Source organism: Alkalicella caledoniensis, assembly GCF_014467015.1.
Classification (GTDB): Bacteria; Bacillota; Proteinivoracia; order Proteinivoracales; family Proteinivoracaceae; genus Alkalicella; species Alkalicella caledoniensis.
In genome coordinates this window covers 2789692-2814673 of sequence record NZ_CP058559.1, presented here as the reverse complement: position 1 = coordinate 2814673, position 24982 = coordinate 2789692, and the positions used below count along the sequence as shown (strand labels likewise).

General features: G+C 36.1%; 22 protein-coding genes, 1 other RNA gene, 2 riboswitches and 1 other annotated feature. Of the genes, 8 read left to right on the top strand and 15 right to left on the bottom strand.

Going from position 1 to position 24982, the window contains the following annotated elements; all coding sequences use genetic code 11:
* Window positions 1–93 precede the first annotated feature (93 nt).
* The 4 genes from HYG86_RS13850 to HYG86_RS13835 form a co-directional block, all read right to left on the bottom strand.
* Window positions 94–813, bottom strand: a complete 720-nt coding sequence (locus HYG86_RS13850; protein WP_213166175.1) for a hypothetical protein — start codon at window positions 811–813, stop codon at window positions 94–96.
* Window positions 814–876: 63 nt separating this feature from the next.
* A complete protein-coding gene (locus HYG86_RS13845) occupies window positions 877–1674 on the bottom strand; it encodes an AAA family ATPase (protein ID WP_246451788.1) in 798 nt (265 codons plus the stop codon).
* 138 nt (window positions 1675–1812) lie between these two features.
* Window positions 1813–3093: an MFS transporter gene (locus tag HYG86_RS13840; protein WP_213166174.1), complete on the bottom strand. Its 1281-nt coding sequence runs from the start codon at window positions 3091–3093 to the stop codon at window positions 1813–1815.
* A 481-nt stretch (window positions 3094–3574) separates the two neighbouring features.
* Entirely contained in the window at window positions 3575–4426 is an 852-nt protein-coding gene (locus HYG86_RS13835) for a DegV family protein (protein ID WP_213166173.1), read from the bottom strand.
* A 179-nt stretch (window positions 4427–4605) separates the two neighbouring features.
* Here HYG86_RS13835 and HYG86_RS13830 point away from each other — a divergent pair, with 179 nt between their 5' ends.
* Window positions 4606–5472, top strand: a complete 867-nt coding sequence (locus tag HYG86_RS13830) for a CPBP family intramembrane glutamic endopeptidase (protein WP_213166172.1) — start codon at window positions 4606–4608, stop codon at window positions 5470–5472.
* Here the strand turns inward: HYG86_RS13830 and HYG86_RS13825 are convergent, their stop codons facing one another.
* A complete protein-coding gene (locus tag HYG86_RS13825; protein WP_213166171.1) occupies window positions 5473–6789 on the bottom strand; it encodes a replication-associated recombination protein A in 1317 nt (438 codons plus the stop codon). It lies immediately after the preceding gene.
* A gap of 197 nt (window positions 6790–6986) precedes the next feature.
* Window positions 6987–7100, top strand: a riboswitch (molybdenum cofactor riboswitch).
* Between the two features lie 94 nt (window positions 7101–7194).
* On the opposite strand from HYG86_RS13825, the gene HYG86_RS13820 reads away from it, so the two are divergent.
* From HYG86_RS13820 to HYG86_RS13810, 3 genes are read left to right on the top strand one after another with little or no spacing between them, the layout of a single operon-like run.
* Entirely contained in the window at window positions 7195–8028 is an 834-nt protein-coding gene (locus tag HYG86_RS13820) for an ABC transporter substrate-binding protein (protein WP_213166170.1), read from the top strand.
* A gap of 17 nt (window positions 8029–8045) precedes the next feature.
* Window positions 8046–8738 carry an ABC transporter permease gene (locus HYG86_RS13815; protein WP_213166169.1) on the top strand — a complete coding sequence of 231 codons (693 nt, stop codon included), beginning with the start codon at window positions 8046–8048 and terminating at the stop codon, window positions 8736–8738.
* 3 nt (window positions 8739–8741) lie between these two features.
* Window positions 8742–9452, top strand: coding sequence for an ATP-binding cassette domain-containing protein (locus tag HYG86_RS13810; protein WP_213166168.1), 711 nt, complete (start codon window positions 8742–8744; stop codon window positions 9450–9452).
* Between the two features lie 75 nt (window positions 9453–9527).
* Here HYG86_RS13810 and HYG86_RS13805 read toward each other — a convergent pair whose 3' ends face one another.
* The 3 genes from HYG86_RS13805 to ssrS all read right to left on the bottom strand — a co-directional run bounded on the left by HYG86_RS13805 (window position 9528) and on the right by ssrS (window position 11345).
* The gene (locus tag HYG86_RS13805) at window positions 9528–9971 is read right to left on the bottom strand and encodes a SoxR reducing system RseC family protein (protein WP_213166167.1); all 444 of its coding nucleotides are present in this window, start codon (window positions 9969–9971) and stop codon (window positions 9528–9530) included.
* Between the two features lie 70 nt (window positions 9972–10041).
* Window positions 10042–10800 (bottom strand): tRNA threonylcarbamoyladenosine dehydratase, encoded by a 759-nt coding sequence (locus tag HYG86_RS13800; RefSeq protein WP_213166166.1) that lies wholly within the window; start codon window positions 10798–10800, stop codon window positions 10042–10044.
* 367 nt (window positions 10801–11167) lie between these two features.
* Window positions 11168–11345: non-coding RNA, 6S RNA (gene ssrS, locus HYG86_RS13795), on the bottom strand.
* 148 nt (window positions 11346–11493) lie between these two features.
* A riboswitch (Lysine riboswitch) is annotated at window positions 11494–11675 on the top strand.
* Between the two features lie 92 nt (window positions 11676–11767).
* Between ssrS and nhaC the strand changes: the two genes are divergently transcribed.
* The 3 genes from nhaC to HYG86_RS13780 all read left to right on the top strand — a co-directional run bounded on the left by nhaC (window position 11768) and on the right by HYG86_RS13780 (window position 14723).
* Window positions 11768–13180: a Na+/H+ antiporter NhaC gene (gene nhaC / locus HYG86_RS13790; protein ID WP_213166165.1), complete on the top strand. Its 1413-nt coding sequence runs from the start codon at window positions 11768–11770 to the stop codon at window positions 13178–13180.
* Entirely contained in the window at window positions 13173–14321 is a 1149-nt protein-coding gene (locus HYG86_RS13785) for a M20 family metallopeptidase (RefSeq protein ID WP_213166164.1), read from the top strand. The genes nhaC and HYG86_RS13785 overlap by 8 nt, the downstream gene beginning before the upstream one ends.
* A 120-nt stretch (window positions 14322–14441) precedes the next feature.
* Window positions 14442–14723 (top strand): hypothetical protein, encoded by a 282-nt coding sequence (locus tag HYG86_RS13780; protein WP_213166163.1) that lies wholly within the window; start codon window positions 14442–14444, stop codon window positions 14721–14723.
* An 84-nt stretch (window positions 14724–14807) separates the two neighbouring features.
* Here HYG86_RS13780 and HYG86_RS13775 read toward each other — a convergent pair whose 3' ends face one another.
* The 6 genes from HYG86_RS13775 to HYG86_RS13750 form a co-directional block, all read right to left on the bottom strand.
* Window positions 14808–15104, bottom strand: a complete 297-nt coding sequence (locus tag HYG86_RS13775; RefSeq protein ID WP_213166162.1) for a zinc-ribbon domain containing protein — start codon at window positions 15102–15104, stop codon at window positions 14808–14810.
* Between the two features lie 251 nt (window positions 15105–15355).
* On the bottom strand, window positions 15356–17104 hold the full coding sequence (gene aspS, locus HYG86_RS13770; RefSeq protein WP_213166161.1) for an aspartate--tRNA ligase: 1749 nt from the start codon (window positions 17102–17104) through the stop codon (window positions 15356–15358).
* A 260-nt stretch (window positions 17105–17364) separates the two neighbouring features.
* Window positions 17365–17597, bottom strand: a binding site (T-box leader).
* A 242-nt stretch (window positions 17598–17839) separates the two neighbouring features.
* Window positions 17840–19249, bottom strand: a complete 1410-nt coding sequence (gene hemZ, locus HYG86_RS13765; protein ID WP_213166160.1) for a coproporphyrinogen dehydrogenase HemZ — start codon at window positions 19247–19249, stop codon at window positions 17840–17842.
* A 97-nt stretch (window positions 19250–19346) separates the two neighbouring features.
* On the bottom strand, window positions 19347–20582 hold the full coding sequence (locus tag HYG86_RS13760; RefSeq protein ID WP_213166159.1) for a sensor domain-containing diguanylate cyclase: 1236 nt from the start codon (window positions 20580–20582) through the stop codon (window positions 19347–19349).
* Between the two features lie 374 nt (window positions 20583–20956).
* Window positions 20957–21826: an IS3 family transposase gene (locus tag HYG86_RS13755; protein ID WP_246451953.1), complete on the bottom strand. Its 870-nt coding sequence runs from the start codon at window positions 21824–21826 to the stop codon at window positions 20957–20959.
* Window positions 21827–21846: 20 nt separating this feature from the next.
* Window positions 21847–22530, bottom strand: coding sequence for a helix-turn-helix domain-containing protein (locus HYG86_RS13750; protein WP_213165510.1), 684 nt, complete (start codon window positions 22528–22530; stop codon window positions 21847–21849).
* Between the two features lie 334 nt (window positions 22531–22864).
* Here HYG86_RS13750 and HYG86_RS13745 point away from each other — a divergent pair, with 334 nt between their 5' ends.
* The gene (locus tag HYG86_RS13745; RefSeq protein WP_213165411.1) at window positions 22865–24607 is read left to right on the top strand and encodes an IS1634 family transposase; all 1743 of its coding nucleotides are present in this window, start codon (window positions 22865–22867) and stop codon (window positions 24605–24607) included.
* A 178-nt stretch (window positions 24608–24785) separates the two neighbouring features.
* On the opposite strand, the gene HYG86_RS13740 is transcribed toward HYG86_RS13745, so the two are convergent.
* The gene (locus HYG86_RS13740) at window positions 24786–24944 is read right to left on the bottom strand and encodes a hypothetical protein (protein WP_213166158.1); all 159 of its coding nucleotides are present in this window, start codon (window positions 24942–24944) and stop codon (window positions 24786–24788) included.
* Window positions 24945–24982 lie beyond the last annotated feature (38 nt).

Genomic DNA, 24982 nt, shown 5'->3' with positions numbered 1-24982 from the left:
CAAATGTTTATTCCTCAGCCCTTATATGAATGTCTTGTTTAATTTTAGACTGTTTTAGTATATGCGTACAGGGAGGCTTTGGTCATAGTGACTTTAGTCGTCTATAAAGATCTCGTAGTCATATTCAACAATGTAGATTTTACTTTTTTCTTTTTCAACTATATCGATATAAACTGTGGTTTTCTCAGTAAATATAAAGGATATGGGTAGGGTAGGATTTGTGTCTTGGAAAAAGCCGATGTTCCCGTTATATTCGTCTATATAGTCTGCTACTACGCAGTTCCCGTTGCAAACCACCACATCCCTTTGTTTGTTGAAGTTAATTCGTGGGATATAATCAAGTTTTTCTCCATTAAGTACAAGTACTATCTTTGTTTTCCTGTCAAATTTGTCACTTTGTTGACCCTGATTTAGTTCTGTATAATCTAATTTTAAAGTTTCTGTTCCTTTTTTATATAAGATTAGGTGGTTTTTCTTAAATGGTACGATATCTATTACACGCTCACAGTTTTTGATGGTTTGCTGCTCCTTACCCTCTTCCATTAAAATTATGCCGTATTTATCTAGCCAATCAAGGGATTCAGGTAATGTGAAGTCTCCTTTGAAAAAGTGGATGGCGGCAAAATAGTATTTGCCCTTGTTGGTCTTCAAAATAATTGCATACACTCCCCCAATTTCTATCCCTTGTATTTGACTTTGGGAGTATTTGTGTTGGTAGTCTTTCATAAATGTACATTCATAGTAACTGTCGTAGGTTGACAGGGTGTATTTTTTACCTTTATTTCTGTATTTATCCATTTCTATTACTGACATAAAACCACCTCCACTTGTTTATACTATGTTATATTATTCGCCTCAACGAGAAAAATTCCCTTTTTACAGATGCCTAAGAAATAGCTCAGGGTTATTTAGGAAATCTTTAGTTAGCTTCACATGTTCTAAGTCTTGAAAATTGGTTTTCTTCAGTGGAAACTGGTCTAGGTTATAAATTGTGGCATTTGGATAAGCCATAAGTATTGGAGAGTGTGTTGCTATTATAAACTGACAGTTCTTTTGAACCATCTCTTTTATTAGTGAAATAAAAGCTAACTGTCTTGTTGGTGATAGGGGTGTTTCTGGCTCGTCTAGTATGTATAAACCACCTGGCGCTAATCTAGACTGAAAAAGATCCATGAAACTTTCGCCATGTGACCTAACATTGAGTCCTTCCCCATAACTTTGCTTTATACCCTGTAATGATCCTACATAGGGCATTTGGGCTAGTTTTAATGCATGGGCTGTTCTTCCCTTATATTCTAATTCTAGTTTTTTAAGATCATCTTTTAATTCTTGTGCCATTTGTGCCATTTTATTTGCAAAGTTGAAAAAATCTTCAGCCCTAAGAAAGAAACCTTTTCTAGTTTTTACCTTCCAGCTAAGAGAGATATAATCACTTAGCTCCCTAGCATGACTCAGGGTCGTATCTGTCATAATACTTTCACTACCAACAGTTACAGAGCCAACTGCAACTGCTAAACTTTCTAGAAAAGTTGACTTACCTGTACCATTTTCACCAACTAATATTGTAACAGGGCTTATAAAATCCATTTCTCTAATGTTTTTTACCAAGGGTATATTGAAGGGATATTTATCTTCTTTGGACTCTCTAATAGTTATTTTTGTAAGGTGTATCACAGTAAGCACCTCCTATTGCTAATTGAATTATAACATAAAAACCAAATCCACTACGATTTTTAACTTTTTATAGATTTTTATAATGTTGTTGATTTTTAGATAAACAAAAGCGAGCCTTGCTTATTGGCTCGCTTTTGTTTACATGACATCTTTTAATGTATGTTGTTCGGGGTTAAAGTTCATGAATGCTTTAAAATTAGGTGATAGTACTACTGGCATGAAACACATGGCGCTAAATGTCATACATCCTACTAGTACAAGCTGTATGGGCAGTATTCCTCCTAGTATACCACCTAGTGCCATGGCTATGGGGGTTAGTCCTTGTGATAGTGTGGAAAGTAGGCCAAATACTTTTCCTCTCATTTCCACAGGTGTAGTCATTTGGACGATGGATCCGATAAATATATTTATCAGGGCGTTACCCACTCCAGCGACGAATAAAATAAAGGAGATTACTGCTATGTTAGTCATAAAGGGGAATATCATAAAACTTGTGGTGGATAGTAATCCACCTATACAGAAGTATCTGTACCTTTGTGAGGGGGGTATTTTCATAATGGAGGTATATGTCATCCCCGTTAGCATCCCTAACCCCATAGCTGCCATGGCAAAACCATATTGTGCTGAATCAAAACCTCTTACTAATGTGAATAAAGGAATCATAAGTACAAAGGACATTGATCCAAAGAAATTGCTTACTGCGGCGGTTAAAAACAGATTTCTCAGACTTGTAAACTTCCAAACAAAGTTTAGGCCAGCTTTAAAATCTTGTATAAAGGTTATCTTTGCATCCTTTCTTTCTACTTTTGGTATATCTATAAAAGTTTCTGTACCGGCTGAAAAAAGGTAAGAAAGTCCATTGAATAAGAAAAGAAAAGGTGCTCCTACCATTGCATATACTATACCACCTATCATGTTCCCTAACATTTGAGTAGTTGAGTAGATCATCTGAAAAAATGAGTTGGCAGGTACTAATTTGCTTTTTGGCACTAAGTCTGGTATAGAAGAAGTGGCTGCTGGACCGAAAAAAGCGGCGCATAGTCCTAGGATAATACCTGTCACAAAAACCATCCATATTTCTAACCATCCTCTATATGCACCTACTGCTACAGTTGTGACAAGTACTCCCCTTATAAAGTCAGTCCAAATAAGCATTTTCTTTCTGTCTAATCTATCAACTATCACTCCAGAAAAGGGCGATATTATTACTCTAGGAATGGTGGAAGAAGCCATCAGTGTTCCCATTATTGCCGTTGAACCGGTCATTGCAAGTATCCAAAATCCTAGGGCTAAGGAGTAAGCCTGATCTCCTAGTGATGACACCAGTTGACCTTGCCATAGTAAAAAAAAGTTTTTATTCCATAGCTTCTCTTTTTTTGTTGTATCAACGATTACGTTATCAACCTCTGCAACATTCATAAAATGTCGCCCCCTTTTAATTTATAATTTTAATTTAAACATTAATATAGTTAATCTTTAATTTAATTATACTCATTATTATTATAATTGCAACCCTTTTTATTAAACTATTTAATTATTATGGAAGAAATTATTAATATTTTTATTAATATGTTTAATAACCCTTCACTAATATTACAATAAGATAGTTTTTCCCATTAAAGCCGCGAGGAAAAACACGAAAAAAAGACCTCTAAAAAAGAGGTCTTTAGACAAACTTGGAGAGTAACTAACAGTCTTTTTTGTTTTTCTTAGTACTTAAATTACAGTTACAGTTAGAACATACTTTGCTTTCCTTGTCGTTTTTACAGTTACATGATGGACAAAGCATAGTATCACCTCCGTTTTGCCTGTCTAAGTATATTGTTAGCAAAAAAAGAAGATATTATATTGTTAAATTTATCAAATCAAGTCAATAAAATTTAGTTAAACACAAGACTAACTATTTCACTATGTACGATAGCCCAACTGTATTAGGGCCGCAGTGACTGGAGATTACGCAACCTGCTTCTGTTGTTATAATTTGTTTTATCTCAGGTAATTCTTGTTGTATTTTTTCAACTACATACTGTGCCCCCTCTTTGGCTAAGGATTGAGGTATTAGTACATAATCCAAATCCAAATTCCCTTTATCTTTTAAAATGGTAGATATAATTCCGTTTAATGCTTTTACTCTTTTGCCTCTAAATTTTTGGGAAGGCTGCATTTTTCCTTCAACTACTTTTACAGCAGGCTGAATTTTTAATAAACCACCTGCAAATTTTTGAACTGTGCTACATCTCCCACCTTTGTGCAAATACTCTAATGTGTCAATAACAAACTCCGTTCTCACTTTCGGTACCAGTGCAGTTATCTTATCTACTATTTCTAATGCAGACAAGCCTTGATTTGCAAACCCTACTGCTTTTAAAACTAGTATACCTATCCCAGTAGATAGGTTGCCAGAATCCACAACATTTATCCTTCCTTGGGGGAACATATCTTTCGCAAGTAGAGCATTTTGGTATGTGGCAGAGAGATGGGAAGATAAGGATATATAAACTATATCATATCCGTCATTTACAAAGGGCTCAAAAGCTTTATGGAAATCTCCTGGGGCTGGTGCATTTGTTTTAGGTAGCTGTTTTAGCTCACCAACTTTTTTATATAGTTCAACAGTTGTTATATTTTCACCGTCTTTGTAAAGATCATCTCCAAATATTACACCCAAGGGGACAATTGATATATTGTTTTTTTCAATAATCTCTTTGGACAAATCGCTGGTACTGTCGGTGAATATTTTAATTTTCCCCATTGTTTTCTCCTCCTTTAACATATCTTATTACATTTCTATTAGTGTACTTATTATTCCTGTTTTATATTTATAAACTTTTAGTAAACAAATGCCATTTAACCACTATTCCCTTTTGAAGTTCTTAATTGAGCTTTTATGTGATAATATTGTTATATAGTCTTTTAAGGGAGGTTAAGTACATGGGATTATTTAAAAATCGCCTTGGGGAGTTACTGCCGGGATGGAAGGTAATACTTGCCATTGTGCTTGTGGTTATTTTTGCACTGGTAGCTACTAATTTGATTTCTTTAGTTATTTCTCTATCTTTATTGGTATTTGGTTATTCTGTTGTGGATTTCCAGGCCAATTATTTTTTCATGGCTATCATAAGTCAAACTGGCTTTTTGTTAGGTTCCTTGTTTGCATTTAAAATCTTTTTCAGAAGGCCTTTTAGAGATATAGGTTTACATAGGTCTAAAAATAGTCTTTCCCAAATGGCAATTGGTTTAGTTTTCGGTGCTGTATCAATTAGCTCAGTTTATTTTGTTCTTCTGTTGTCTGGTCATATCGAAGTAATTGAAGTAAGTTTCAAAAATAGCAATGACTTGTTAGTAGGACTTATACTTTTTCTTGTGGTTGGCTTTAGTGAAGAGGTATTATTTAGAGGATATATTATGCATGTGATTGATATATTTAAAAAACCCTGGGCAACAGTATTTTTTTCTTCTGTGCTTTTCTCCTTGGCCCATATAGGCAACCCCAATCTGACAACCTTAGGGCTTATTAATATTGGATTTGTAGGTATTTTGTTTGCCCAGATGTTTATTAAAACTAAAAGTTTATGGATGCCAATTGGTTATCACATAACCTGGAATTATTTCCAAGGCAATATCCTGGGGCTCCCTGTAAGTGGGTTAGACACTTCAAGCATCATATCTTCCCAAGTAGTAAAACATGACATACTAAGTGGAGGAGCCTTTGGTCCTGAAGGTGGCCTAATTGTCACTTTTATTATTGGGTTGGGGTTTTTGTTTCTTAAAAAAATTACTTCATCGGTTAACCTTTGATTACTCCCAAGTCCCTTTAGTCTTTTTAATGTATTCTTTTATGTTTTTCTCGTAGCCGTTTTCTGTTGGTCTATAGTAGCGTTGGCCTTCTAGCCCTTCAGGGAGGTATTGTTGTGGAGTGTAGTTTCCTGGGTATGAATGGGGGTATTTGTATTCTACCCCATGTCCTAGTTTTGAAGCTCCTTTATAATGTGCATCTTTTAGATGTATAGGTACTCCTGGGAATTTCTTAGTTGTCACATCTTTTTGTGCCTCAGCTATACCCACATAGCTACTATTGCTTTTTGGTGCTGACGCGAGATATGTTGCACATTGAGCCAGGATAAGTCTTCCCTCTGGCATTCCAATAAGGTTTACAGCTTGGAAAGCAGAAACGGCCACGTTTAATCCGTTGGGATCTGCATTGCCTATATCTTCTGAGGCTGAGATCACAAGCCTTCTTGCTATAAATTTCGGATCTTCTCCTGAATCTAAAAGGCGAGCTAGCCAGTAGAGTGCAGCATCAGGGTCTGAACCCCTTATGGATTTAATCATGGCTGAAATGGTGTCATAGTGATTGTCACCATTTTTGTCATATAGAAATCCTTTCTTTTGTACAGATTGTTCTATTTCTTGTAGGGATATATTAATAGCCCCTTTTTCGTTGGGGGGAGTTGTTAGTACTGCAAGTTCAAGGCCATTGAGTAATACTCTGGCATCACCACCGGAAACGAAAACTAAGTGTTTAACTGCTTCTTGTGTTATTTCTATGTTTAGATTCCCTAGACCCTTTTCTTTGTCCATTAAAACTTTACTGATGAGTTCTTCGAGGTCCTCTTCTTTTAGGTGTTGGAGTTGGAATATGGTAGAACGGGATATCAACGCAGAGTTAACTTCAAAATATGGGTTTTCTGTTGTGGCACCTATAAGGATAATAGTTCCGTCCTCCACCGCTGGCAGTAGTGCATCTTGCTGGCTTTTGTTGAATCTATGTATTTCATCTATAAATAGTATGGTTCTTTTTAAGTACATATCTTTGGTGTTCTTTGCATCTTTTATAACTTCACGTATATCAGATATACCAGCTGTTACTGCATTTATTTTTTTAAAATCACAGTTTGTTGTATTTGCTATAATAGTGGCAAGGGTTGTTTTGCCTGTGCCTGGAGGACCATAAAAAATCATGGATGATATTTTGTCAGCTACGATAGCTCGTCTGAGTAGGCTTCCCTCTCCTACTATGTGTTTTTGACCCATAAAGTCATCTAAGGTTTTTGGGCGAAACTTTGCGGCTAAGGGTTGCCCTTTGTCCTGGTTTGCCATACTGAATAAGTCCATTTATTATTCCACTCCTTTTAAACCGTATTAAGTTTAAAATCCCACTTAATTCATCAACTTGTATTGTTCTTTTCTTAAAGTATTATACCACAAAACATTTGTTCTTTAAATGAGCTTGGAGCTTCAAAATGTTTTGTCTTTTGTTATTTATTTTTGCATCTTGACACAGTGGCAATTTCCAAATATACTGAAAACAAACCTAATTGAAACTCCGAGTCTTTTTTCCTAAAGAATTCCATGGATCTAAGACCAGGGTGTCACTGGAAACGGTGGTGCCTCCCAGTGTGGAAAGGAGTGCTTGTTAAGGCTTAGCCTTTTAGCATCTTCTTATGAAGATGCTTTTTTATTCCTCTTTTTGGTTTTAATTAGGTAAATTTAATACATACGAGAGAGGGGATTTATTTTATGTCAAGGTTTGTTAAGTTTTTCTCAATCATGTTGTTAGTAGTATTTTTCCTTGTTGGCTGTGGGACAGGTTCGTCTGAGGAGAGTAGCATTATTTTAGCCACAACCACTAGCACAGAAAATAGTGGTTTGCTAGACTTCCTACTTCCTATTTTTCAAGAGGACACTGGTATTGAAGTGAAGGTTATCGCAGTAGGTACTGGTCAGGCCATTAAGCTTGGAGAAGACGGAGAAGCCGATGTTTTATTAGCCCATGCAAAAGCATCCGAGGAGGCTTTTGTTGCTGCAGGACACGGTGTTGAGAGATTTGATGTTATGTATAATGATTTTGTTCTTATCGGTCCAGATAGTGACCCACTAAATGTAAAGGGTCTAGCAGGTAATGATATTGTTAAAGCTTTAGAAATCATAAAAAACTCCGGTGAGGGAGCTTTTATCTCTAGGGGTGATGAATCTGGTACTCATAAAAAAGAGTTAGAACTTTGGGCAGAACTAGGGCTTGAACCTGAAGGAGAATGGTATAAGTCAGTTGGTGCTGGTATGGGTGAAACAATCCTTATGGCTGAAGAGTTACAGGGCTATACACTTACTGATAGAGCAACTTATCTTTCTATGGTGGGAAACCTTGATTCTGTTATAATAACTGAGGGAGACACGAAGATGTTTAACCAGTATGGTATTATCGCTGTTAACCCAGATAAAAATGATAAGATAAACAATGAAGGTGCAATTAAGTTTATTGAGTGGATGTTATCTGAAAAGGGGCAAGAGCTTATCAAAGAGTTTGGTGTGGAGGAATTCGGAGATTCTTTATTCATACCTAATGCAAAATAAGATCGGAAGTGATATAAGTGGAAATAATAAATAGCTTCGTACGAGCTTTTCAGCTAATCTTTGAATTTGATAAGGGAGTCTACGAGATAATACTTCTTTCTTTGTATGTCTCATTATCATCTACAGTTATTTCCACAATTATGGGTGTTCCGTTGGGAATTTTCCTAGGACTTAAGGATTTCCGGGGTAAAAAAGTACTCATTAGGATTATTTATTCCCTAATGAGTACTCCCCCTGTTATTGTAGGTTTGGCGGTGTTTCTGGTTATTGCAAGGAAAGGCCCCCTTGGCTTTTTGGGCTTGACCTATACTCCCCCTGCCATGGTAATAGCCCAGGTTGTGCTGGTAACTCCCATTGTAGTGGGTTTAGTATTTAATAATGTTGTTGAAAAGGGTAGTAATATCAGGAATATGGCCTTCACTTTAGGTGCCAATAAGCTACAAACATTGGTTTTACTTCTTAACGAGCTTAGGAGTAATATCCTGGTTGCAGTTACCACGGGATATGGAAGAGCCATATCTGAAGTTGGCGCAGTTATGATCGTAGGTGGTAATATAAGGGGCCACACGAGGGTTATGACAACATCTATTGCAATGTTGAGGAGTATGGGTGACTATGAGACTGCTATAGCTTTGGGGTTAGTTCTACTACTTATTTCGTTTATAATCAATTCTATTATTTATAATTATCAACGGGCTCGAGGGGTATAAAAAATGAACTTATCTATATTAAATTTGACTAGAATATATAATGACAAAAAAGTTTTGGATTTACCAAAAGCTAATATTAAAAGTGGCAGTATATACTCAATTATTGGACCAAATGGTGCAGGTAAAAGCACTTTAATAAGGATACTAGCTGGTATTGATAATGCATCTTCTGGTAAAGTTCTATACAATGATTCTGTATTTGACGATGATGTGAGGAAAAGAATCACTCTTTTATTTCAGAAACCCTATATGATGAACTTGAATGTTTACGAAAATATTGCCTACCCCTTAAAAATTCGGGGGTTCAGCAAGTGGGATATTGGTTCACGGGTGGATGAACTGTTGGGTATTTTGGATTTACATGATATTAAGAGTCAGCGGGCCTCTACTTTGTCTGGTGGTGAAGCTCAAAAGGTTGCTCTAGCTAGGGGTTTAGTTTTTAGACCCGAACTAGTATTACTTGATGAGCCCACGGCAAGTATTGATCCTGTTTCTACTTTACTTATGGAGAAGTTAGTGACCCAGACAAATAAGAATTATGGAACCACTTTTGTGTGGGTTACCCATAATATTAGTCAGGCTAGGCGTACTGCAGATAAGGTAATTTTCATGCATCAGGGTAAGGTCGTCGAGTCTGGGGGGGCAGAGATGGTGCTGAAAAACCCAACTAATGAGATTACACGTAGATTTGTTGGCGGGGATTTGATACTTTAGGGGGACGTGTCTTCCGTGTCATGTGAAAAAGGGATAATAAAGAGAGTAATTCCATGTGGAATTACTCTCTTTTTGTTATTCTTCTATTATTTCTTCGTCACCTATTACCCTTAGAATCTTAGGACCGTATAAGGTGTTTAGACTTAGTTTAGGCTCAAACTTGCGAATCAGTATGAATGAGCCTATTAGGAAGGCAAATCCAAAGCCTAAGCCCCATAGCTCTTTTGTATCTACGTAACCGAAGTGTTGAGCTCCGTAATATGAAAACATAAATCCTATAACCAGTGCTGCCAAAGGAATCATATACATAATAGCCGCCGCTTTTAGTACCCCTATGTCTGCCATGTCTATATATACTTTATTTCCTATTTCTGCGTTAACAGGATTTTTCACCTTTACTTTATTGGAGTTTTTAGTTCCAAGGCCACAACCCCCACATTTTTTACATGCAGTATGTCTTTGTACTTCTACCTCTGCTAATTCCCCTTCAAGGTTAGTTATTATTCCAACTTGTTTCATGGAAACTCTCCCTCCATTTAAACTGTTTGATTAAATTTTATATAATCAAAGTTTATCAAATCTTATTATATTAGTCAATTTCGCCTATGATTCTGTTTACTACTCTTCCTGCCATTAGAAGTCCAACAGTTGAGGGTACAAATGATATGCTGCCTGGTATCTGTCTTTTCTTAGTACAGTGCCCATCACCACCGGGGCATATACAGTTGTTTTTACAATCTCCCTCCATAATTGGCTTTCTGGGAAATTCTTGAGAGTACACTACTTCTACACCTTTGTGGATTCCACGTTTTTTTAATTCCTTACGCATAACCCTTGCAAGGGGACAAAATGATGTCTCAGATATATCCACAATTTCAAGAAGTTCTGGGCGTAGTTTATTACCAGCTCCCATTGAAGATATAACAGGCACCCCCCTTTTTACACATGTTTCAATGAGGTGTAGCTTTGCTGTTATTGTATCTATGGCATCTATTACATAATCAAATTCACCTGAAAGCAGTTCTTCTCCATTTTCTATGGTGTAGAATTCTTTCACTGCTTCTACTTCAATATCTGGGTTTATTAATTTTGCTCTTTCTGCCATTACGTCTACTTTTATTTTGCCAACGGTGTTTTTAAGGGCATGTAGTTGCCTGTTGCTGTTGGTTAGACAGATATCATCAAAGTCCACTAGACGAAGTTTTCCCACTCCTGCCCTAGCTAAGGCTTCTACACTGTATGATCCTACTCCTCCCACACCAAATATTATAACAGCGCTGTTTTTAAGTTTTTCTAGGTTTTCTGTTCCTATTAGCATTTCAGTTCTTGCAAATCTATGTTGTTTCATATATCGGCACCACCTTTTTATTTGTTATAGTTATTTTTTAGTACAGTGAAGACAGATTCTTTTATTTATCTGGTTTTTTTGTGGCTTAAACCCTTCAGTGACATCTTTTTATAAATATTTTCCGTGTTATCAGTGTCATATATTTGTGTTCTCTTGTGTATAAAAAAATTTAATTAGTGGAGATTTTGGACACGTTTTGTTGGTCAGGGTGGCACGAGGCACACCCCCTACAAATGATTAAACATTGAACTCCTGTACTTATGTGGGTTTCCATAGCTGAAACTTTGGGGAAACTTTCCGTAGCTTGAGGTGTGTTCTTTACAAAAATCTAACCCCCACAGCAAGTTGTGGGGGTGGATTTACTCAAAAATTCCCCACCATGCCGGGTTGATCGCAGTTTTGAACCTGCCTCAGCAGGTGGGTCTTTGCCCTCTTACTTTATATGTCCCCTTAAAAAGGGGCGTATATGCCATAAAAGGAGCATCAGTCCCGCAAAATTAGTGTTGGCTCAAAACATACGATTTTTTCGAACACAGTAGGGCTCTTAACTATATTTTATCATAACTGTTGGGTAATATCCAAGGGAAATCTGAGGAAAGTTTAATATTAAATTGAAAATTTAGTATTGACAAAGAAAGTAGTGTTGTGATATTTTTGTTAACATACAATTAAATATTAAATCCTCATCCCACTGGGTGAGGTAGAGGCGCGATGTCTATAAGTAACCCAAATGAAGTCGGAAGCTTATGATTTTAGGTAAAAGGAGCCATCGCCGAAGTTTGAGGAACCAAAACCTCAAGCTGGACCTACATCGAAAAGGTGTAGGGCTGTCAACGTAGTGATTGCCAGTTACACGTTGGAGTGCTATCTCGTCATGGGCAGATTAGGGAGGGGTTTATAAGTGCTATTTTAGCACCTAACTTTTCGTTAGGTGCTTTTTTATTACAATAAAAAAGGAGTGTTGTTAATGTCTAAATTAAATGTTGCTAAAGCTTTAACCTTATTATTTTTATCTTTCTTCATTATTTTCACAGGTGTTTTAGTTGTCAAAGCCCCATCTGTCATTGTATTGATTTTCGCAGGTATGGTTACCATTGCTTTGTCCATGGCTTGGGGGATAAAGTGGGATGATATACAAAATGATATATATGATAATTTAAGATCTATGTTCCCAGCTATTTTAATATTATTATCAGTAGGTATGTTGGTTGGTGCTTGGATATTAGCTGGCACTGTTCCTTTGATGGTTTATTATGGTTTGAAAATTCTTACTCCATCTACCTTTTTAATCTCTGCAGCGTTAATTTGTGCAGCCATGTCAGTTATGGCAGGAACATCTTGGGGAACTATTAGCACAGTAGGTGTTGCCCTTATGGGTGTTTCTACAGGTTTAGGTGTTCCCTTACACATGACAGCAGGGGCAATAGTTGTGGGTGCTATTTTCGGGGATAAGTTATCTCCTCTTTCAGATACAACTGTCTTAGCTGCAGCAGTGTCAGACGTTGAACTCGTTGATCATATTAAATATATGCTTTACACAACAATTCCTGGTTTTGTTATATCCTTGGGTCTATATACCATATTGGGTTTTCGTTTTAGCAGTGGTAGTGTATCTGGAGAAAGCCTTGACTTGATTTTATCCACACTGGAAAATACTTTTACTTTAAACCCTGTCTTACTACTACCACCTATTTTGGTACTGTTCTTGATTTATAAAAAGTACCCTACTTTACCGGTTTTTGCAGTTGGTATAATTTTCGGGTCAGTTCTAGCTTTTATATTTCAGACCACTGGCTCTTTTAGTGATAGACTTCTAACTATCGCATCTGCTTTAAATGGTGGCTATTCTCAAAGTACTGGTGTTGGTATTGTTGATAGCATGTTAATACGCGGTGGGTTAAGAAGTATGTTAGGAACAGTTGCATTGTTAATTGGTGCAGTTATCTTTGGCTCTCCCTTAAGAACTGCAGGGGTTATTGGCATATTGATTAACTATATTAAGTCCGTTGCCAAAAGCGGCAAAGCAATTATGTTATCGAGTTTCTCTTTACATGGTCTGATGTTCTTGGTAACTGGTAGTTACTACGTAACATTTTCAGTTTTAGGACCTATTTTAAAACCTCTATATAGTCGTTTTGGTTTACATCCGAAAAATCTTTCCCGTACTTTAGAGGATACTGGAACTGCTTTGGCACCTATTGTTCCTTGGAGTGTTACAGGTGTTTTTATAGTTGATACCCTTGGTGTAGAAACTGGTAAGTTTTTCTTATATGCTCCAATGACCTACTTGGGCTTAGTTTTCGGATTAATCTATATTGTTACTAACTTTAAAATAGCTACTGTAGAAACTCATCAGGAGGTGGATACTTTAAGTGCTTAATCAAACAAGACTGCTGGAAACTTATTATGAGTTGATTAGAGTTAAAAGCGTTAGTGGGAACGAGCAAGCTTTAGCTGATTATCTTGCAAAGTGTCTTAAGGATCTAGGGCTAGAGGTAAAATATACTTATTATGAAAATAGCAAAAATAGCCCTTCCATTTACTCTGTGCTGAAAGGCCAAGGCTTGGGCGAAGGTCCTACTCTACTTCTAACAGGGCATATGGACACAGTTGATGTGGCTAGTGGCTGGAACACTGATCCTTTTACTCCCACAATAGAAGGCGATAAGGTTTATGGTTTGGGGGCCTGTGACATGAAAGGTGGCCTAGCATCTATCATCGAAACTTTGCGTTATATTAAAGAGAACAATGTTAAGCTTCAAGGTGATATAACTGTGGCCTTTGTTTCCGATGAAGAGGTTCAGTCTAGGGGTACTTATAATCTGCTTACTGAACATGGATTAAAAGCTGATATGGCTATTATGGCAGAGTGCAGGTTTACAGATGCAGCCGTTGGCTTTAGAGGTAGGTATAGTATTAATGTTTCAGTTAAAGGTAAAACTGGGCACGCCAGCAGATATCCAAATGTTGGTGAGAACGCAGTTATAAGTGCATCTAAGCTAGCTATAGCTATTGAGCAGCTACCAACTTTAGTTCATCCTAAAATTGGTGAAGGTACCTGGTGTATCAGGCATATTGAAGGTGGTATAAAAAATACTTTAAGTGTACCAGATAAATGTGATCTTTTAGTTGATCGATATGTGGTGCCTGGTGAGAGTTTTGATACCTGTAGGGATCAAATACTAAATGCTGCTAAGTCTATTGGCCTTCAGGGTAAGGTTGAAGTAACATTAGTCCATAGACCCCTTCCTTATATGGAAAGTTTTGTTATCGACGAGAATTTGCCTATTGTGAAAAGTGTAGTGAAAAATTTTAGAAATGTTACAGGTAAAGAAATTGAATTATCCTACGATAAGTCAGTTTGCGATAGTAACTTTCTAGTTACCATCGGCAATATTCCTACTATTACCTTTGGGCCTTCAGGAAAGAATTTACATCAGTCTAATGAGTTTGGACTGATTTCCGAGATCTTGGATTGTACTAAGATTTATATTGATGTTATACAAGATTTGTTAGGATAAGCCACTGTGCTTATCCTTTTTTGTCTGGATTTTGATATCATTGGGATAATCTTTGATATGTCATATTTGTTATGCTACTAGAATAAAGATATAGGGAAAATATTAGAAGGTGGTGGTTTTGTGGAAACCATATCCACAGTGTTGATATTGTCCCTATTGGTTGAGTTAACAACTGAAATTATTAAATCTTCTATTCCTTTTATAAGGGGTTCTAGGACTCAGTTTGTCTCCATAATCTTAGGTCTAGTGGTTTGTTTCACAACAAATACTGGTATTTTAAAGGTTTTAGAAATACATACTAGTGTCCCAGTTTTGGATTTTTTCATTACTGGTTTGATTATTTCTAGGGGATCAAATATTGTACATGACTTAATGAAAAAGATTAAAACAAGTTTTGTTTAAAAGGCGCTTAGGGCGTCTTTTAATTTTTACAACAAAATAGAGACATAAAAAAAAGTAGGCCAATGGCCTACTTTAGTTTAATATTTACTTGTTGAAGCAGTCTCTACAGTAAACTGGTTTGTCACCAGTTGGTCTAAATGGAACTTTTGTATCTGTTCCACACTCTGAACAAACTACGTCAAATAATTCTCTTTGACCTCTGCTGTTGTTTTGTGGTCTAGAGTTTCTGTTGTTTCTTTGAGCTTTTTTCTCTGCTCTACATTGTGGGCAGCGTGCTGGCTCATTTTCGAAACCTTTTTCTGCATAAAACTGTTGTTCTGAAGCTGAGAAAACAAATTCTGCTTGGCAATCTTTACATGCTAGGTTTTTGTCATTGTACATCGGAAAACCCTCCTTATAATTGTTGGATTAACTTCGGCTTTGGACTTAGGGCTTTACGAGTACAAGAGATTCATAATGTTATCCTACGAAAAGAGCCTTAGATATTAACCCTTATATATTTTACACCAAATGCTGGCAAAAAGCAAGAATTACTTTAGTTAGTGGTGAGTTGGTGAGTTAATTAGTTGGTTCGTTGCTTATTTCTTATTACTCACCCTAACCCCTAACTCCTAACTCCTAACTCCTAAATCCTACTTTACCGTCTCTATCTTCAATTCTTCCAGTTGTTTTTCATCTATTGTTGATGGTGCCTGGGTCATTAGGTCTGATGCGCTTGTTGTTTTCGGAAATGCTATTACGTCCCTTATATTTTCTGTGTCTACCATTTCCATTATTAGTCTATCAAAACCGAAGGCAATTCCTCCATGGGGGGGAGCTCCAAAGCTTAAGCCTTCAAGTAAGAAACCGAATTTCTCTTGTGCCATTTCTTCAGTTAGACCTATGGCTTTGAATACTTTCTTTTGAATTTCATCTTCATGAATCCTTATACTTCCTCCAGCTATCTCTTGTCCGTTATATACCATGTCATACGCATTTGCCCTTACTTTTGTAGGGTCTGTGTCCAATAGGTGGACATCTTCTGCCAATGGTGATGTAAATGGATGATGTGCAGCAACATATCTATCTTCTTCTTCATCGTAATCAAACATTGGGAAGTTTACCACCCATAGGAACTTCATTAATTTGTTGTCAATCAGATTTAGCTTTTTAGCTATGTGTATTCTCAACGCCCCTAGGGATTGTAAGGTTACTTTAATGGTATCTGCAACTATTAGAATAGTATCTCCATCTGTTGCTTCCATTTGGGTTATAATTCCTTGTAGCTCTTCTTCTGATAGGAATTTAGCTATTGGAGACTTTACTTCTCCACCCTTTATTGCAATCCAAGCTAGTCCTTTGGCACCATACCTTTTTACGAAATCTGTTAACTCATCTATTTCCTTACGGCTAAATCCTTCTGTGCTTGATGCTTTTATTGCTCGAACTGTACCTCCTGATGATAGGGGTGAAGCAAATACCTTGAATTCTGAACCTTTAACTATTTCTGATATGTCGTTTATCTCTAAACCAAAACGTGTATCTGGTTTGTCAGAACCGTATTTGTTCATGGCCTCTTGATAGTCCATGTGTTTAAATGGTGTTTGAATTTCCACACCTTTTACTTTACTAAAGACATCTTTCACTAATCCTTCCATTAAGGTGAAGAAGCTATCCCTTGAAGGGAAAGATACCTCAATATCGACCTGAGTAAATTCAGGTTGTCTATCAGCCCTTAGGTCTTCATCCCTGAAACAGCGAGCTATTTGATAGTACCTGTCTAAACCAGATACCATAAGTAATTGTTTAAATAATTGTGGGGATTGAGGTAGGGCATAAAAAGAACCTGGGGAAATACGACTTGGTACAACATAATCCCTAGCACCCTCTGGAGTACTTTTAGTTAGGATAGGTGTTTCTACTTCAACAAAGCCATGGTTGTCTAGGTAGTCCCTCATAACTTTAGCGGTTTTACTTCTGACCATGAGGTTGTTGAGCATCTTCGGCCTTCTTAGGTCTAGGTAACGATGTTTCAACCTTAGGTTAGGGTCTACATCTGACTCATCAGTTATATAAAATGGAGTTGTGTTTGCGGTGTTTAGAATGTTAATTTTTTCAACGATGATCTCTATTTTTCCTGTTTTGATGTTAGGATTTGCAGAACTTCTTTCCACTACTTCCCCTACAACTTCTACGACATATTCTCCCCTAATTTTCTCTCCTACTTGAAATGCCTCTGGGTTATCGTTGTTTATTACACATTGCACTATTCCTTCTCTGTCCCTTAGGTCCAAAAATATTAGGCTTCCCAGGTCACGTCGTTTAGCTACCCATCCTTTAATACTTACTTTTTGGCCAATAAACTCTTCAGTTACGTTTCCACAATAATGTGTTCTTTCCATTTTGATCGACTCCTTTTATGTTTTTGTGAGTTAGTTTTGTTAGAGCAGTTAGTTGTTAGCTATTAGTTTATAGCTTTTAGTTAACCGTCTTCGACTGTTTAAAAGTCTTGAGATACTAGGCTCGAGACAGCTTGGTCACCGGAGCGTATTGAAATACGTGAGGATGCCAAGATGGTGAAGCAACGAAGTAGATTGAGGCTTTTCAACAGTAGCTAATATCAAAAAAATCCGTCCCTTAAGTAATGCAAACACGCACTACTTTAAGGGACGGATTTATATCCGCGGTACCACCCTAGTTGCTACAGCTAATGCTAATAGCCTCTTTAGGTTAATGTTAACGGTATTAAACCGACTGCTTCACCTTCAAACCTTGGCTTGGCTTGGCAATACTCTGGGGCTATCTTTCAAAAGTCTTTTTCTGAAAACCCTTTCAACCTAGGGGTTTTTCTCTGTACAGTAAGTGCTTTTTACTCTTCCCTTTCAACGCTTTAAATATATTTGAACTTATTTTATAGTATTTACCACATTGTGTCAAGATATTACACTATATTTGGTCTAAGTGCAAACATATTTTATTACCACTACTTTTCACAAAAGTGCTTATAAAAAGCGTACGAGATTCTGAAACCTTGATTTGTATGTATTTATTTAAGTTTGCTTTTAATTTAGTGTTAGGTAGTGGTAAAATATCTTTATTAGTGTATATTCATGGGAGATTTGGTGTCCATTGGTTAACTAAGTTAGTATCTGTTTTGCTATTTCTTTAAGTTGGTCGTTTCCTTTTAGTTTTTCTAGGTATTGGTTGGGGTCTTTTGGGTTTGAATAGCGGATTATTTCATCTTCATTTATAATTTTTGATATTCCACCACAACCCATTGCTATCACCGATTGTGTTTCTTCTATGCTTATTATATTGTATGGACTTATGTAGCCTTTTTTTGAGAAGCCAACATTTTCTTGGTTTCCTGCCATGGATTTTTGTCTATAAAGATAGTAAGGTATATAGTTATTCTTTTGCATGATTTCATAGGTAAAGTCCATTATTTTTTTTGCTTCAAGATAATCTAGCTTAGATTTTGCCTTTTGAAGAGCTGCTCTTTTTAATGCCAATGCATGTATTGTTATATTTTCAGGGTTTAGCTTTACTATTTGCTCTAGTGATCCCTTATAGTCAGCCATGGTTTCATGGTTTAATCCTATTATTAAGTCCGTGTTTATCCATTCAAAACCCATCTCTTTTGCAGTTTTATATATACTAACAAACTCATCCTTTGTATGGGTTCGACCAATTGCCTTAAGGGTTTCATCAGACATAGTTTGTGGATTTATGCTTAGCCTTGTGACACCATATTTCTTTATTAGCTCAAGTTTTTCAATAGTAAGGGTGTCTGGTCTACCACCTTCAAAGGTGTATTCTAGCAAACCTTCTATATCAATAGATTCCTTAATAGATTTCAATACACTTTCCATTTGACTTGGGCTCAGGCTGCTAGGTGTACCCCCTCCTATATATAACGAAGCAATCTCTAAATTATATTTTTTTATTAGGTCTCCCCATAGTTTTATTTCTTTCAAAAGCCCTTCTACATAAGGCTCTATCATGGACTTACTTTTTTCAATTGTATAGGAAGTAAATGAACAGTAGCTGCATCTTGTTGGACAAAAAGGTATGCCTATGTATATGTGTAATTTATTTTCATTTTTTTTGTTTACTATGTCTTGTTCATTCCTTATTTTATACATAATATCTATCTTTTCTTGGTCTACTAAGTAATTATCCTTTAATTGGCCAATTATTTCGGCCTTAGTTAGCCCGTCATCTATAAAGCCTTGGATAACTTTAGTTGGACGCACACCTGTCAGAATACCCCAAGGACTGATTTGCTGTCCTAAAGCTTGACTAATACCTTTAAAAACCCCACGTTTGAGCAAAAGCTTTAGTTCATCGTTCTTTTCTTCAATTACATATTTTTTACCTTCATGCTCAACATAACAAGTAACAGATTTTAATCCTTCATCAATGATTTCTATATTCATCTCAGCCCAGTTTTCATTAAATGTTAACTCTTCCCTAGACGTAACTAAGAGAATTAACTCATCGATATACTTAATATACTGGGGATTTACATTACAATTTATTCGCATAATAAAACACCTCATACTTAGTATTATAACTTAAGTTTACTTAATGGATAGTCAAATTGCAAATTGCACTGACTTTATTGATAAAAAACTAGAAGGCTCAGAAACTTGAGCCTTCTTTTGATTTTCTGTTGTTTTTAGAGACATACATTCTCTTATCTGCCTTCGAAATGAGCTTTTTTAGATCCGTTGAGTTTTTTGGGTAAGAAGATATACCGTAACTAAATTTAACTGGTAGGTGGTGTTCTTTATATTTAAGGGGTGAGTTTGCAAAGCTTTTTATAATATCCTGAAGCTTAGCCCCAACGGTACCTTCATCCTTATTAAAGAAAACAGCGATAAACTCATCTCCCCCATAGCGAGCAAACAGGTCTGGGGAGCACGTTCTTTCAAGTCTATCAGCAAATTCTTTTAATAATAAATCCCCAACATAGTGCCCATATGTATCGTTTGTTGTTTTAAGGTTATCTAAGTCGAATAAAACCAGTGAGAAATGGTCTCTCTCAGGGGTTAGCTTTTTACATGTTTTCAAAAAGACTTCTTCAAAGTAGCTACGGTTATATACATTTGTCAAACTATCATACTGGGATAAAAATAACATTTTTTCTAGCAATTGATGTCTTTGAATCACGGCTCCTACCTGGGAAGCGAAAAATTCCAGTAATAATAAATCAGACTCATTAAAAACCTCTAAGCTAGTATTGTCCACATTGATCATACCATATAGTACTTCGTTTATGATTATAGGAGCACTTATAGCAGACATGGTACTATGAAAATCAGTATCCTTCATTTTGTTGAAAGTCTTTTTATCTATGACAACCTGATTAAATACTTCCACATCATTTACAATACAGGCGTTTGTTATATTACCATTGTTACTCCGCCAGAGAAACGTGTCCTCAAGCTTTAAGTTTATCTGCTTTAATGTACTCATCTCAAAACCCACAGCAGCCTTGTATTCTAACTTTTGAGTTTTTTGATCTAGTATCATAAGACTACCCATCTGGGCATTTTCAATAATCCCCACAGCACTTTCCATAATTAACTGGAATAGTTCTTCTGTCTTTTCGACTTTTAATAAAGTGTCATTCAGTTCGATAATACTTTCCAGTATCTTTTTGCTATTCTCTTGGTGTCTTTTCTCTTTTTCAAATTTATTATTTTTATTGTTTATTATGGTATTTAATATTCCTATGATTATCATACTGAATATTATTTTACTAAAATTGCTAGTATTGTACTCAAAAAGTGTTAAGAGAACATACACCGCAGTACATTCCAACAAAATATCCATAAATTTATTACCGTTAAAATAGTCCCCCAACTTTTTCAACTAAACCCCTCCAAGGAAAAACAGAATATATATTCTATAATATATTACTTCGTTATACTAAGCAATATATCTTGTGAAATTTGTTTTCATATATTAAAAAAGCGCCAATTTCTGAACATGCCCCTGTCAAGTAGACAGTAGAAAAAACAAAAAATACTATGCCGTCAATCATTAATTTGATTGGCGTTATTTTTTTGAAGGTTTTATTTATTTTACCCGCATTTATTCCACGGTCCTGTTGACATGGGGGCCCCTGTACCCTCTGGACTCCCATTCTTGGGCGGAAGTTGATACTTGACAAATATTTGGCTTCCGCCACACACATTTTACCAGAGGGTACACCCCATATAAACAGGCTTTCGCGGCATAAAAGCTTATGCTACCTTACTTAAAAGGTGTTGCCTATACTCCATTGGAGTCATACATTCAAGCCTCTTCTGATAACGATGATTATTGTAATACTCTATGTATTCAATGACAGCAGATTCCAATTCCTGATATGAGCTGAATTTGTTGAGATAGTACATTTCTGACTTAAGGGTACCAAAAAATGCCTCCATAGGGCCGTTATCTATACAACGGGAGATTCTAGACATACTCTGTGTCATACCCGCATTATCCAACTTGTTTTTGAACATTTTTGAGGTGTATTGAAATCCCCTATCACTGTGGAAAATTGGCTTTGCATCAGGGTGCTGCTCATGGGCAATGTCAAACGTTCTAAATACCAGTGCATTGTTATTTGAATGACCCAAGACAAAGGACACTATGCTCTTATCTCCGAGGTCAAGTATGGCACTTAGATAGGCTTTTCCACTGATTCCATATTTCATCTCTGTTACATCAGTAAGCCATTTCTCCCCAAATCCATTTGCATTAAAGTTCCTGCTTAGTACGTTTTTTGCAGTTATTTCTGGTGTGGATTTGATGTAGTTCTTTCTCTTTCTACGGCATACAGATTTTAAACCTAGTATTTTCATCAGTCTGTAGATTCTCTTATGGTTTACATGGAATTCTTGCTCTCTGTTTAACTTGATTGTCATCTGACGATACCCAAGTATACCGCCTCTCTCTTCATATGCATCTCTGATTAATGGTATTAAAGTTTTGTTAAATTGTTCATTAGTACTTGCTTCTCTGTTTAACCATTTGTAATATGAGGAACGTTGAACCTTCGCAAAAACACAGAGTTTTGTGATTGAATAACCTTTAGTCTTTTTAAGTTCCTGTATCGTAAGATAGATCGTCTCATATCTTACTTGGCTTAAAACCGCCCCCTTTCTATTTCTTTCAACTTTTTTAAAAAATCTATCTCCATTTGCTTCTGGCGAATTTCAGCTTCAAGTAGTTTGTTTTGGGCTTTAAGTTTGTCCATTTCAGACATGTCATCTTCTGACTTTCTTTTGCCTCGCTTGTCTTGAAGGGCTTCTATACCTTTTTTTAGGTATTTATTAGTCCATGAATTAACCTGCTGGTAAGATACATTAAACTTCTGTGCTGTTTCAACATAGTTGCATTTATTCTCAATACAGTACTTTACTATTTCTACTCTTTCATCAAAATGGGTCTTTCTTCCTTTAGTCATGATAGATACTCCTCCAGTACCAGAAGATTTTAATTTCTCATGACTATTATACTTCATAACCCATGTATGAAGTATCCCTGTAGAGCGTATTCCATATTGAAAACATATATCATGCAAAGAACCCTTACCAGAAAGGTATTCCTTTATCGCTAATTCCTTTGCATTTGAAGAATGGCTAGTATTCTTTGCACTAGTAGTCAACCCATCAACACCCAACGACATATAATTACTGACCCATCTCCTCATGGTATCTTTACTGACACCGATTAACTTAGCTGCATGGCTAACTGAATTTTTTCCTTCTATACACATAAGAACATACTCTAACTTTTCTTCTGGTGAGAATTTACTTTTCCGACCCATAAAAAATACTCCTCCTTGTTGTAAACAGTTTTTATTATTTTAACTGTCTACCACAAGGGGAGCATATCATTTCTTGGCGCGCTTTGTAAGTATCAAGCCCACAAATCTCTTTTTAGATGCTCAATTTCTGATGTTGATAGTCCATGTTTCATGGAAAGTTCTTTATCATCTAGGCCACTTTCTAAACCCGGGTCTTTGACAGTTGAATAGATGAAAAGTTCTTGTAAGCCTTAATATAGGCTTATTTTTTTGTCAAACTTTACATATTTTTAGTGCACAATGTTTAACAATGTGTTATGATATAAGTAGTTGTTTGTAAGGGTGGTGTAAAAAAATGAGACTACAAATTGTTAGTTCAAAAAATGCCGCATCTTTATATGTGGTTAAGTCTATTTACGAAAATGGAAAGCGCTCTTCTAAAGTTGTTGAAAAGCTCGGTACCGTTGCTGATTTAGAAAAAAAATTAATCGACCAAGATCCCATAGAATGGGCAAAAAATTACGTAGAAGAACTTAACAAAAAAGAAAAGGAAGAAAAAAGGGAAGTTCTTGTAAAGTACTCCCCCTCAAAACTTATTGATAAAGGTGAACCACGCTTGTTTAACGGCGGTTACCTATTCCTGCAAAAAATATATCATGATCTTGGGCTACACAAGATTTGTATGGAAATATCACAAAAATATAAGTTTGATTTTGATTTAGACTCGATTCTTTCCAGGCTTATTTACGGTAGAATTATCTTCCCTTCTTCAAAACTTGCTACATATGAGCTTTCTAAAAAGTTTATAGAACAACCCAAATATGATTTGCATCAAATATACAGAGCTCTTGAAATTCTTGCTAAGGAGACAGACTTTATCCAGTCCTCCTTGTACAAAAATAGCTTGAAGGTCTCCAAAAGAAATACCGGCGTTCTTTACTATGATTGCACCAATTACTTTTTTGAAATAGAGCAGGGAGATGGTATAAAGCAGTATGGTCCGTCAAAAGAACACAGACCAAACCCGATAGTCCAAATGGGGCTATTCATGGACGGGGATGGCATTCCTCTGGCTTTTAGCATTAACAGGGGGAATATGAATGAGCAACTGACTCTAAAACCATTGGAAAAGAAAATCGTTTCTGATTTTGAGCTTTCTAAATTTATCGTGTGCACAGATGCTGGGTTGGCTTCAGAAGCTAATCGAAAGTTTAACGACAAGGATGGTCGAGCTTTTATTACCACACAATCTATTAAAAAATTAAAAGCACACCTGAAGAAATGGGCTCTTGATCCTGATGGCTGGAAACTTCCAGGCAGCAAAAAAAACTATGATATTTCTGAACTCGATGAAATGATAGATAAGGCTACTCCTGAAGATAAAGCAAAAATAAGTGCAAAGGTCTATTTCAAAGAACGTTGGATCAAAGAAAATGGCTTTGAACAAAGATTGATTGTAACTTATTCGATCAAATACAGGGATTATCAGCGCAAAATCCGCAACTCACAAATAGAACGTGCTCAAAAGACTATAGATACAAACCCGACAAAAATCAAGAAATGTAATGCTAACGATTACAAAAGATTTATTCATAAAACGAGCTATACTCCTGATGGTGAAATTGCAAAGAAAGAAATATACAGCATTGATCAAGCTATCATCCAAAAAGAAGAAGCTTTTGATGGTTTTTATGGAGTTTGTACAAATCTTGAGGATGATGTACCTGAAATAATTAAGGTAAATCACAGGAGATGGGAAATCGAGGAATGCTTTAGGATTATGAAAAGTGAATTCAAAGCAAGACCTGTATTCTTAAAAAAAGATGACCGTATTGAAGCACATTTCAGCACATGCTTTATATCTTTAGTCATCTATAGAATGCTAGAAAAGCGACTTAAAGAGGAATTTACCTGTCATGAAATTATTAGTGAATTAAGAGATATGAATTTCAAAGAAATTAAGGGAGAAGGATATGAGCCCTTATATACTAGAACCGATTTTACCGATGCTTTACATGAAGCCTTTGACTTTCGCACAGACTACCAAATTGTAACAAAAAGCAAGATGAAAAAGATTCTAAAAGATACAAAGAAGTAAAAAACATTATTCACTTTTTTGACAAAAATTAAAGCCTACAAACCCTTTATTTTCAAGGGATTACAGGCTTTTTTTAATCATCAAGTGTCAAACGTGGGGTTATACTAAGCAATATATCTTGTGAAATTTGTTTTCATATATTAAAAAAGCGCCAATTTCTTGGCGCGCTTTGTAAGTATCAAGCCCACAAATCTCTTTTTAGATGCTCAATTTCTGATGTTGATAGTCCATGTTTCATGGAAAGTTCTTTATCATCTAGGCCACTTTCTAAACCTTCTTCGAACTCAAATATATCTACTTTACCTAGCATTTTTATTTTTTCTTCTATAGGATCCATATAAAAAATTCCCTCCCCGGTAATTTTTTGCTACAGAT

Coding starts and splice junctions, on each gene's coding strand:
- HYG86_RS13740 (WP_213166158.1), bottom strand. CDS start 24,944: ATGGATCCTATAGAAGAAAAAATAAAAATGCTAGGTAAAGTAGATATA.
- HYG86_RS13745 (WP_213165411.1), top strand. CDS start 22,865: ATGAGACTACAAATTGTTAGTTCAAAAAATGCCGCATCTTTATATGTG.
- HYG86_RS13820 (WP_213166170.1), top strand. CDS start 7,195: ATGTCAAGGTTTGTTAAGTTTTTCTCAATCATGTTGTTAGTAGTATTT.
- aspS (WP_213166161.1), bottom strand. CDS start 17,104: ATGGAAAGAACACATTATTGTGGAAACGTAACTGAAGAGTTTATTGGC.
- HYG86_RS13810 (WP_213166168.1), top strand. CDS start 8,742: ATGAACTTATCTATATTAAATTTGACTAGAATATATAATGACAAAAAA.
- HYG86_RS13830 (WP_213166172.1), top strand. CDS start 4,606: ATGGGATTATTTAAAAATCGCCTTGGGGAGTTACTGCCGGGATGGAAG.
- HYG86_RS13775 (WP_213166162.1), bottom strand. CDS start 15,104: ATGTACAATGACAAAAACCTAGCATGTAAAGATTGCCAAGCAGAATTT.
- HYG86_RS13825 (WP_213166171.1), bottom strand. CDS start 6,789: ATGGACTTATTCAGTATGGCAAACCAGGACAAAGGGCAACCCTTAGCC.
- HYG86_RS13840 (WP_213166174.1), bottom strand. CDS start 3,093: ATGAATGTTGCAGAGGTTGATAACGTAATCGTTGATACAACAAAAAAA.
- HYG86_RS13805 (WP_213166167.1), bottom strand. CDS start 9,971: ATGAAACAAGTTGGAATAATAACTAACCTTGAAGGGGAATTAGCAGAG.
- nhaC (WP_213166165.1), top strand. CDS start 11,768: ATGTCTAAATTAAATGTTGCTAAAGCTTTAACCTTATTATTTTTATCT.
- HYG86_RS13835 (WP_213166173.1), bottom strand. CDS start 4,426: ATGGGGAAAATTAAAATATTCACCGACAGTACCAGCGATTTGTCCAAA.
- HYG86_RS13750 (WP_213165510.1), bottom strand. CDS start 22,530: ATGGGTCGGAAAAGTAAATTCTCACCAGAAGAAAAGTTAGAGTATGTT.
- HYG86_RS13850 (WP_213166175.1), bottom strand. CDS start 813: ATGTCAGTAATAGAAATGGATAAATACAGAAATAAAGGTAAAAAATAC.
- HYG86_RS13800 (WP_213166166.1), bottom strand. CDS start 10,800: ATGAAACAACATAGATTTGCAAGAACTGAAATGCTAATAGGAACAGAA.
- hemZ (WP_213166160.1), bottom strand. CDS start 19,249: ATGCGAATAAATTGTAATGTAAATCCCCAGTATATTAAGTATATCGAT.